Source organism: Candidatus Phytoplasma fabacearum (assembly GCF_030586805.1).
GTDB lineage: Bacteria > Bacillota_I > Bacilli_A > Acholeplasmatales > Acholeplasmataceae > Phytoplasma > Phytoplasma fabacearum.
In genome coordinates, this window is sequence record NZ_JAOSIM010000014.1 from 1 (window position 1) to 10,709 (window position 10,709).

7 protein-coding genes and 1 other RNA gene are annotated in these 10,709 nt (G+C 27.0%); all 8 read left to right on the forward strand.

Features of this window, described 5'->3' with window-relative positions:
* The first annotated feature begins 223 nt into the window (after window positions 1–223).
* A complete protein-coding gene (gene rpmB, locus OC705_RS01705; protein WP_304512598.1) occupies window positions 224–412 on the forward strand; it encodes a 50S ribosomal protein L28 in 189 nt (62 codons plus the stop codon).
* Window positions 413–1,346: 934 nt separating this feature from the next.
* Window positions 1,347–1,742, forward strand: an RNA gene (gene rnpB, locus OC705_RS01710) — RNase P RNA component class B.
* A 137-nt stretch (window positions 1,743–1,879) separates the two neighbouring features.
* Complete coding sequence (lysS, locus tag OC705_RS01715) at window positions 1,880–3,358, forward strand: lysine--tRNA ligase (protein ID WP_304512621.1); 1,479 nt, start codon at window positions 1,880–1,882, stop codon at window positions 3,356–3,358.
* A gap of 76 nt (window positions 3,359–3,434) precedes the next feature.
* Complete coding sequence (locus tag OC705_RS01720; RefSeq protein WP_304512620.1) at window positions 3,435–3,824, forward strand: hypothetical protein; 390 nt, start codon at window positions 3,435–3,437, stop codon at window positions 3,822–3,824.
* 112 nt (window positions 3,825–3,936) lie between these two features.
* A complete protein-coding gene (locus OC705_RS01725; protein WP_304512619.1) occupies window positions 3,937–6,657 on the forward strand; it encodes a PHP domain-containing protein in 2,721 nt (906 codons plus the stop codon).
* A gap of 35 nt (window positions 6,658–6,692) precedes the next feature.
* Window positions 6,693–7,121: a hypothetical protein gene (locus tag OC705_RS01730; protein WP_304512618.1), complete on the forward strand. Its 429-nt coding sequence runs from the start codon at window positions 6,693–6,695 to the stop codon at window positions 7,119–7,121.
* 57 nt (window positions 7,122–7,178) lie between these two features.
* A complete protein-coding gene (locus tag OC705_RS01735; RefSeq protein WP_304512617.1) occupies window positions 7,179–7,850 on the forward strand; it encodes a hypothetical protein in 672 nt (223 codons plus the stop codon).
* A 2,190-nt stretch (window positions 7,851–10,040) separates the two neighbouring features.
* A complete protein-coding gene (locus OC705_RS01740) occupies window positions 10,041–10,214 on the forward strand; it encodes a hypothetical protein (RefSeq protein WP_304512687.1) in 174 nt (57 codons plus the stop codon).
* Window positions 10,215–10,709 lie beyond the last annotated feature (495 nt).

Sequence of the window (10,709 nt, forward strand, 5' to 3'; positions counted from 1 at the left end):
CTCCCTGGAACAAGGTTAATCACCTTGATAGGGCGAAAGAAGTCAGTAATTTATTGTTTATTGATAAATTATGGAAAGCCGGATGCTGGGAAACTTGCTTGTCCGGTTTGGATGGGGGCTATTTGTACTAGATAACTGAAATATAAATTTAGTTATTAAAACGCACATAATCTATCCATATATGATATTTTAATTATAGATAAAAAGGAGTAAATAATTTTAAATGGCTAAATGTTATTTAACAGGCAAAGCTATTTTATGCGGTAATAAACGTAGTCATGCTATGAATGCTACTAAAAGAAAATGGAAAGCTAATTTGCAAAAAATTCGAATTATTGATGATCACGGAAAAGTTAAAAAAGTTTTTATTTCTGTTCGTGCCTTGAAAAAAATGAATCTTCAAAGAATATAATCTTTGTAGATACTATATATATATTATAATCGTCTTACCAAGAAGAGAGGTAATAACTCTCATAGGGCGAAAGAAGAAAGTAATTTATTGTTTATTCGTTGAGACCGCAGAAGGAATAGGTAAAACCTAGAAATGATTTTGAGTTCTTAAAATCGAAACTTCTCTGGACAATGAGTAAGATTCACGACCAATCTTTAAAACAACACATATTAAAACAAGAACTCAAATGGGGAATGAACAACTTAATTAATACCTACCTCAAGTTTCATCAGATTGCCACCAATAACGGGAGCAGAAACACTGGGAATTGATGGGAGAATAATAGATGATATAGACTTAAATAAATTAATGAAATATCACCAAAAATATGTTCACAACCAATATAACCCGAAACTGGTTAAAAGAGTTCATATTCCGAAAGGAAAAGATAAAACTAGACCACTCGGAATCCCTACCATGCAAGATAGAATCATCCAAAAGGCTTATAGAATAATACCTAACTCCCTATTTTGAAAACATTTTTTCGGAATGGAGTTTTGGATTTAGACTCAAGAAATTGGGACTAGACGCGATAAAGCCAATAAAACCAAGATTCAAGGGCATTGACTATTTGCGATTAATTAACTGACAGGTTAACCGCACAAAAATGTAAAAAGTTTGCCAGTTGGAAAATCAATCCCTGGAAATTCACCCTGTCGGAACCATTAGAGATGCTCATTGGAGAAGGATGATGAACTAAAAAATGATGGTACTTTGTCAGGTTTGTCCTTGTAGTAAGAAGACCAACCAACAAATGAGGGATCTTAGAATATTTGAAAAGAATAAAAGGTCAAGAATAAACATTTAACCAGTGGTGACACGAAGTTAAACCCGAAAAGGGATAAATTATGGAAAGCGGTGTGCTTGGAAACTTGCTCGCACCGTTTGGACGGGGGCTGTTGGTAATATTTGGTAGAAAGATCAATCCTATCAAAGAAACGCCAATAATCTATCCGTATCTTGGGAAATGTATGTAGTGTTTGTGCTTAAGAAAAAAATAACTTAAGGCATTTAAATGTATTAAATGACGGCTTTGAAGTTCTAAGAATTTATTTATAAAATAATAAGTTTATGAATGTAAAAATAAAGTGCCACAGAGACGAATTGATTAGAAATAATCAAGTGAAACGCGGTAAACCCCTCAAGCTAGCAACCCAAAAAAAGGTAGGGGCATATAAAAGTTAATATTCCCCCTTTTTATAAGAAAAAATTAATTTTTATACTATTTTCAAAAATAGAGATAAATGATCACACTTATTGATGAAATAAGAACAGAACATGGCTTATGCACATTATTTTCTTATCGTAAGAATCTTTTTTCAAAAAGATTCTTTTTTTATTTATTTATAATTCGATACAATTATTAACAAAAAATATAATAGTATAATATTATGGGTTATAATTTGCAAAGTAGGAGTTTACATTTATATGAATAAAGAAGATATGACAGAACAAGAATCGATTAGAAGAGTTAAATTAGATAATTTAAAGAAAAATAATATAGAACCTTTTTGTAATAAATTTATAGAAACTAACTCTATTAATTCTTTATTGTTGCAATATCAATCTTGGACAGCTAATCAATTAGAGCAATCTAAAATTGTAGTTTCTGTTGCTGGTAGAATTATTTTAAAAAGGATACAAGGTAAAGCTGGTTTCGCTAATATACGTGATTTTGAATCTGATATACAAATTTATGTTCGACGTGATATTATTACGCTAAAAGAGTTTCAAATTTATAATTGGTCTGATTTAGGGGATATTATTGGCGTTAAAGGTATATTGTTTAAAACTAAGATGGGTGAATTAACTATTAAAGTTTTTAAATTGTTAATGTTAAGCAAAAGTTTACGACCACTTCCTGATAAATATAAAGGTTTACAGGATAAAGAAATAATGCGTAAAAAACGTTATTTAGATTTAATTGTTAATCCTCAAGCTCGTAAAACTTTCGTGGATAGATCTAAAATTATTCGTTTTCTTAGAGATTTTTTCAATAATGAAAATTTTTTAGAGGTTGAAACTGCTGTCTTAAACTCTTGTGTCGGTGGAGCCAACGCTAGACCTTTTGTTACTTATCATAATACTTTAAATGCCAATTTTTATTTAAGAATAGCTACAGAAATTTCTTTAAAAAAATTAATTGTTGGTGGTATGAAAGCTATCTATGAAATAGGCAAAGTATTTCGTAACGAAGGTATTGATGCTAGTCACAATCCTGAATTTACAACTATAGAAGCTTATTTAGCTTATGCTGATATGAATACTATGATGTATTTGGTAGAAAAATGTTTAAAAGAAGTTTGTTATAAACTTTTAGGTAAGTTAGAATTTAACTATCAAGGAAATTTGATTAAATTGAATCATTTTTATAAATATGATATGATAGACATTATTAAACAAAAAACTAATATTGATTTTAATGAAAATATGTCTTATGAATCATGTCAAGAATTAGCTCAAAAACATAATATTCCTGTAGAAGATTTTTATAAAAAAGGTCATATTATAGCTGCTTTTTTTGAAAAATTTGTAGAACCAAATTTGATTCAACCTACTTTTATTTTTAATTATCCTATAGAGATTAGTCCTTTAGCTCAAGTTAATCCGCAAAATCCACAATTAACAGAAAGATTTGAATTGTTTGTAGCTGGTAAAGAATTGGTAAATGCTTTTAGCGAATTAAATGATCCTATTGAACAAAGAAAACGTTTCGAAGAGCAAATATTACAAAAACAATTAGGAAATGATGAAGCTCATGAATTGGATGAAGATTTTATAGAAGCTTTAGAATACGGAATGCCTCCTACTGGTGGTTTAGGTATAGGAATAGATCGTTTAATAATGCTATTAACTGATAATTCTAATATTCGTGATGTAATTTTATTTCCTCATTTAAAAAAATAATATAGGCATTATTACAATATTGCAAGAATTAATTATTAATTTGTTGTTCCATTTTATTAGTGAAGGATTGATAATAATGAACAATGTATTTTTATTTTGTAAAATAAAAAAATTATTTTTATATTTTTTAAAACTTATGAATCATTCTCAGATTTATTCTGATATTGATTATGAAAACATGGACAATATTTATATTATTAAATTAGCTGATAAAATTATAGAACAATTTTCATTGTCGGAAATTACAATTAATATTGAATTTTTACAAGAACATTTGTTATATTATCTCCAAGAACAAGAATCGTTTTTGCCTACTCAAGAATATAATTTGTATATGATTATAATATTTTTGGAATCTTTTTATTTTGCCGAATTTCAAATAGTAAATCATGATGAAAATGCTAATATTTTGAATCATTTTGAAACAGAGTATGATAAACGAAATTTAAAAAAAATTTTTAATTAAAATTATCTTATATTGTAATTTATTTGTTTAGATTTCAAAATTGTTTTATATATAATTTATGTTCGAATTTAATATAATGTGTTATTGTAGTGAGAAAGTGTTTTAATATTTTATGACAGGAGTTTTTTATTTACAAAGTTTTTATAGCATTAAACAAAGTGTTCATTCTGTAGAATCTTTAGTTAAAAAAGCATATGAAAGTAAATATAATTTTGTCGCTTTAAGTGATTTTGAAAATTTATATGGAATGATGGAATTAATTAAGTTTTGTCGAGAATATAAAATTAAACCTATTATAGGAGCGCAAATTTATATTTATTTTGATCTTTTAAAATATCGTGATGTTAAAATTAGTTTTTTGGTTTATGCTTTTGATAATAATGGCATTCGCAATTTAATTAAAATTTTAAATTTTATTCAATTAAATCAGAAAATTACTTTAATGGAATTTCGAAATTTTCAAGATGGTATTTTTGGTATTTTATCTAATTTAGATTTTTTTTTATGTAATATTTTAAAAGATAAAGTTATAGATTTAAATAGTTATGAAAATGAAAATTTTATTTTTGAAACTTTAAGATTTTTTCAAATACATATTAAACAATTATTTTTTGGATTTTCTTTGCAATCTTTTTTATTACAAGATTATGCCGGAGTTTTTTTAAATATAGTTAAAAAATTAAATTTAAAAGTAGTTTTGGTTAATAAAACTAATTATTTGTTGTCAGAAGAAAAATTAATTTATGAATGTTTATGTAAAATAAGTAAATCTCAAAATGAGAATCGAAAATTTATTAATTATGATCGAATCGATGAAAAAATAGAGTTAGATGTGAAATTTATTGATGAAATGCAAATCCAAGAGCGTTATCAACTTTATAATATTAGTGATTCTGAATTATTTCTTGATTTAGAAAAATTTTTATCATTGATTCACTATAATATTGTTTTTTCTTCTGATGTATGTTTGTTTAAACATGATTTATCTTGTGATAATTTTGAGTATTTACGTAAAAAAGCTAATTATTTTTTAACAAATTATTTACAAAAAAATATAAATTTAGAAAAACATATTTTTTATATTCAACAATTGCAAAAAGAATTAATTTTGATTAAAAAAATGAATTATGTTGATTATTTTTTGATTGTTTTTGATTTAATAAAATACGCTAAAAATAATAAAATTTTAATAGGTCCTGGAAGGGGTTCTTCGGTCGGTTCTTTGTTATGTTTTTGTTTAGGAATTACTGAAATCGATCCTTTAAAATATAATTTGCTTTTTGAGAGATTTTTGAATTGCAAAAGAACGACTGTTCCTGATATCGATATAGATGTTCCTGATGATCAGGTTGTTACGTTATCGCGATATCTTGTGGATAAATACGGAATTGAACACATAGCTAATTTAATTACTTTTCAAAAATATTCTGAAGATTTGTTTCGTATAGATTTAGAGTTTATTCGAAAAACTGGTATTGAAATTGATATAAAATTCATTTGTTCTAAATTCGCATCTGTTATTAAAGGGATTCCTAGATTAGTTGGCACTCATCCTTCAGGACTTGTTATTACTAAATCAGATTTATCTCAACATTTACCTATTCAAAAAAATTCTAATAATTCTGTGATATTATATCGTTTGCAATTCGATCATAAACAGTTAGAAAAATTAGGTTTTATTAAATTAGATTTGTTAAATTTACGAAATCTTTTTTTAATTAATAAAATTTTAAATTTGATCGAACAAATAGGAAAAATTAAAATTGATTGGTTTAATATATTGTTAAACGATGTTCATACTTATAATACGTTACAACGAGGAGATACTAAATATATTTTTCAATTAGAATCTGTTTCTGCTATAAAAATTATACAACTTATCAAACCAAAAACATTTGAAGATTTAATTGCTGTTTTATCTTTTAATAGACCTGGTGCTATAAAATTTGTGGATCTTTATATAAAAAATAGAATCAAGAAGGAATTTAATTTTACTGGTATAAGTGTTGTCGATAAAATATTATATGATACTTATGGTGTAGTTTTATATCAAGAACAAATAATGAGGATAGCTTCAGAATTTGCAGGTTATGATTTAGGACAAGCAGATTTATTTATGAGACAAATTATGGCTAAATCTTCTGAATCCGGTAACTTTAATTTAAAAAAAAGATTTATTGATCAAAGTATTTTATATCGAAGAACAGTAGAATCAGCCAGTAAAGTTTATGATTATATTGCGCAATTTTCGAGTTATATTTTTAATAAAAGTCATGGCGCAGCTTATGCTTTGATTAGTTATAGAATGGCTTATTTAAAAACTAATTATTTGCTTTATTTTGGTATGGTTTATTTAGAAGAATATCCTTATGATTATATAACTATTCAAAAATGGTTATCAAAGATAAAAGAATATATTCAAATTCAAAAACCTAATATTTTATATAGTAATGTTAGCAGTTGTCGAATTTTGTATGATCAGCTCTTTTTACCTTTAAACTTTATTAAAGATATTGCTCCGGAAATATTTAATATTTTAATAAAAGAGCGTTCTATAAAAAAATTTGAAAATTTTTATGATTTTAAAATTAGATTAAAGGAAGTTTTAAATAAGGAATCATTGCAAAAATTGATTTTTGCTGGAGCTTTAGATAATGTATTTGATTTAACTCGTGTTCAATTGCTTCAAGATTGTGATTTGGATTATATAGAACATATTCAATATTTAAATAATTTTTGTAAAAAAAAATCGAAGAATAATGAATATAATCAATATATTTTAAATTATAATTTTAAAAATGCTTTTAAATTAAAATTAGATATGTTAGATTAATAATAATTTTAGTAAATAGGAGGTAATAACTTATTTTGTTCAAGAATAAATGGGATGTTGTTTGGGAAAATTTAATATATAGTAAATTTTGGCAAAAAAAATGGTTTATTATGTTTTTTTATATTTTAAATATTTTAATTTTTGTATTCATTGTTTCTTGGAAATTAAATAATAGAATCGTTTACATAAATAATCAAATAAATTTGTCTAATGTTTTTGATAGTCATCAAATATATCAATATCAAATGAATGATCCTCAAGAATCAGAAGAAACTATTATTTGTTTAAAATCTATGTTAATTTTTATTATTCAAGGTATTTTTATTTTTAGTTTTAAAAAAGGCTTTTTAGGAATCACTTTAGGTACTTTTTTAGGAGTATTTTTAGGTTTAGGATTAGCCAGGATTTATCCATCATTTATTTATTTATTAGAATTAATTTACAAAGGAGTTTTTAAAGTTTAAAGGAAATAATATTAATTACAATATTTTAATAAAGTAATTTGTAATTAATATGTGTTTATGTTTATGACCTTGTCTAATAATTTTATATTACGTAAAGTTATCTTAGTAAGTTATTTTCTGTCTTTAGCTATTTTTATAGATTTAGTTGGCAAATTTTTAACTCCTTTTTTAAATTTAAATTTAGGTGGTCAAATATTTAAATTTTCTTTAGTTATTTTATGTTTATCAGGTATTTATAATAATTTTTCAACACATTTATTAATTTGTGGTTTATACTCAGCTTTTCATTTGATAAAAAGTTATAATTTTTTATTATCTTTAGATCAATTATTTTTATTTACTAAAATGCAATTATTAATTTCGTGTATTTTTGATTATATTTTACCCGATTTATTATTAAGTTTAGTGGGAGTTTTTATCGATAAAAAAAAATTTATTGCTAAAAATAAAAAAAATATTTTTTTTGGTTTATTATTGGTGTATTTCTTGAGAAGTTTTTGTTTTTTTATTTCAAGTTATTGGGTTTATGCTAATATGCAATTATCTTTAGGTAATTTATGGTATGATTGGTTATTTAATTTATTCAATTTGCGAAATGTTAATGATAAACTATTATTAATTTGTTTTATTTATTGTTTAATTTTGTTTATTATTAATGTTATCTTAAGTAATCTTTTGTTATTTTTAATATTATCGAAAATTACTTCTTTTTTTGATAAATATTTATAAAATTTTCTTTTTTAATGTTAAAATAATTAGTATAGTTAAATTAATTTCTTTTCTTATTTTTGTTGTTAAGGGTTTAATTATTTTAATTATATTAATTAAGATGTTTTTATCTAATTTGATCAATATTTATTTGAAGAGGTGATGAAATTATTTATTATTATCAAATGCCACAAATTGTTAATAAAGAAGATATTCGCGAGATATCATCGGGCGCCAAAGATGCCTAAATTTCCTGCTATCTAACCAATAGCTAGGGCCGATAAAACCCTGAAAGGATATGGTCGGTCTGGCTAACGAAAGAATGCCGGATTATAGCAGACCATAAAAGCGGATTGCGACAAAAGCAAATTAGTCAAGAGGATTCCGCCACCGAATAATTCCATGGAGAAGCCTGAAATGGCCTAAGAAGGAAAATTGATGTAATTCTCAGACCTGTCTCGTAAGTTGCTGTAATCGGACAGTCCAGAGTCTACTAATATATAAGATGATGTAATTAGTAGGGGCGCCCAAGAGACCTAAATATCGTGTGATTTTACCAATCACCAGTGCGATAAACACTGCAAGGCTAAGAACAGTTCTTGAAAGGAAACCATCAAGAATTATAGCAGTTCTTAAAAGCGGGTTGCGACGAAGTAGTTAGTCAAGAAGATACCGCCACCAAATGGTTCTAAGGATAAGCCTGTAATGGCCTAAGAAGACAAAAGAAGATGTAATTAACAAACCTGTCTCGAAAACTACTATAAGCGAACAGTCCAGAGGCTATCAATATATACTACTAGTATTGGATAGTTTATCACTTAACAAACCTGGAATCTCACCATTTATAAATGGTTACTTCCCCTAAGGAACCAAGGTTGATATTTAGAGTAACTGGGAGAATCCTAAAACTAAGTAATTAAATTTACAAATCAGGATCTAAAAGCCCTGATGGTTAAGGATAAAGAATCTTCTTAGTAGTCGTAAGAGTAAACCTAGTTTTGGAATAAGCTAGCTAATCGTCTTACCAAGAAGAGAGGTAATAACTCTCATAGGGCGAAAGAAGAAAGTAATTTATTGTTTATTCGTTGAGACCGCAGAAGGAATAGGTAAAACCTAGAAAAATGATTTTGAGTTCTTAAAATCGAAACTTCTCTGGACAATGAATAAGATTCACGACCAATCTTTAAAACAACACATATTAAAACAAGAACTCAAATGGGGAATGAACAACTTAATTAATACCTACCTCGTTTTTTATCAGATTGCCACCAATAACGGGGGCAGAAACACTGGGAATTGACGGGAGAATAATAGATGATATGGACTTAAATAAATTAACGAAATATCACCAAAAATATGTTCACAACCAATATAACCCGAAACTGGTTAAAAGAGTTCATATTCCGAAAGGAAAAGATAAAACTAGACCACTCGGAATCCCTACCATTCAAGATAGAATCATCCAAAAGGCTTATAGAATAATACCTAACTCCCTATTTTGAAAACATTTTTTTCGGAATGGAGTTTTGGATTTAGACCCAAGAAAAACTATGGTTGAAAAAAAAAGGAAAGATGGTACCTGAACAAACCCTCGTCCATCGGGAACCATCGGAAACCATTATGACATACAAAATAGTTTTCTGAAGAATTATTCAATATTTCTGTATGGCGAGGAACTTGAGTTAACTAACATACTTAAATTACATAAATGAATACAGTTGTTTAAAGACATTAACGAACAAATGGAAAACTTCCATTGCTAGAGTTTGGAAGAAACTCAATCCTTCATGAGGATGAGGAATAGAATACAACTGAAAATCCAAAAAGACAAAAGTGGAATCATGGGATAACTTCTCCTGGGGGAGAATTAAAAGGTTGAAAAACTATAAAGGTGAAATAACCGAAATAGTTATCAATCCAAATCTTTTCAAAGGATGAATAAAATTAACTGACAGGTTAACCGCACAAAAATGTAAAAAGTTTGCCAGTTGGAAAATCAATCCCTGGAAATTCACCCTGTCGGAACCATTAGAGATGCTCATTGGAGAAGGATGATGAACTAAAAAATGATGGTACTTTGTCAGGTTTGTCCTTGTAGTAAGAAGACCAACCAACAAATGAGGGATCTTAGAATATTTGAAAAGAATAAAAGGTCAAGAATAAACATTTAACCAGTGGTGACACGAAGTTAAACCCGAAAAGGGATAAATTATGGAAAGCGGTGTGCTTGGAAACTTGCTCGCACCGTTTGGACGGGGGCTGTTGGTAATATTTGGTAGAAAGATCAATCCTATCAAAGAAACGCCAATAATCTATCCGTATTTTTATCAGATAAGAAAACCTGGAATCAGCCTCTTTAAGAGGATACTTCCCCTAAAGAATTAAGGTAGAAATTTAGTGTAACTTGGAGAATCCTAAAACTAAGTAATTAAATTTACAAATCAGGATCTAAAAGCCCTGATGGTTAAGGATAAAGAATCTTCTTAGTAGTCGTAAGAGTAAACCTAGTTTTGGAATAAGCTAGATAATCGTCTTACCAAGAAGAGAGGTAATAACTCTCATAGGGCGAAAGAAGAAAGTAATTTATTGTTTATTCGTTGAGACCGCAGAAGGAATAGGTAAAACCTAGAAATGATTTTGAGTTCTTAAAATCGAAACTTCTCTGGACAATGAGTAAGATTCACGACCAATCTTTAAAACAACACATATTAAAACAAGAACAAAAGGTCAAGAATAAACATTTAACCAGTGGTGACACGAAGTTAAACCTAGAAAAAGGATAAATTATGGAAAGCGGTGTGCTTGGAAACTTGCTTGCACCGTTTGGACGGGGGCTGTTTGTAATATTTGATAGAAAAACAAATTTTATCAATGAAACGC

Excerpts from the sequence above, each read along its gene's own strand:
- rpmB (WP_304512598.1), top strand. The coding sequence starts at position 224 with ATGGCTAAATGTTATTTAACAGGCAAAGCTATTTTATGCGGTAATAAA.
- lysS (WP_304512621.1), top strand. The coding sequence starts at position 1,880 with ATGAATAAAGAAGATATGACAGAACAAGAATCGATTAGAAGAGTTAAA.
- OC705_RS01720 (WP_304512620.1), top strand. The coding sequence starts at position 3,435 with ATGAACAATGTATTTTTATTTTGTAAAATAAAAAAATTATTTTTATAT.
- OC705_RS01725 (WP_304512619.1), top strand. The coding sequence starts at position 3,937 with ATGACAGGAGTTTTTTATTTACAAAGTTTTTATAGCATTAAACAAAGT.
- OC705_RS01735 (WP_304512617.1), top strand. The coding sequence starts at position 7,179 with ATGTTTATGACCTTGTCTAATAATTTTATATTACGTAAAGTTATCTTA.
- OC705_RS01740 (WP_304512687.1), top strand. The coding sequence starts at position 10,041 with ATGGAAAGCGGTGTGCTTGGAAACTTGCTCGCACCGTTTGGACGGGGG.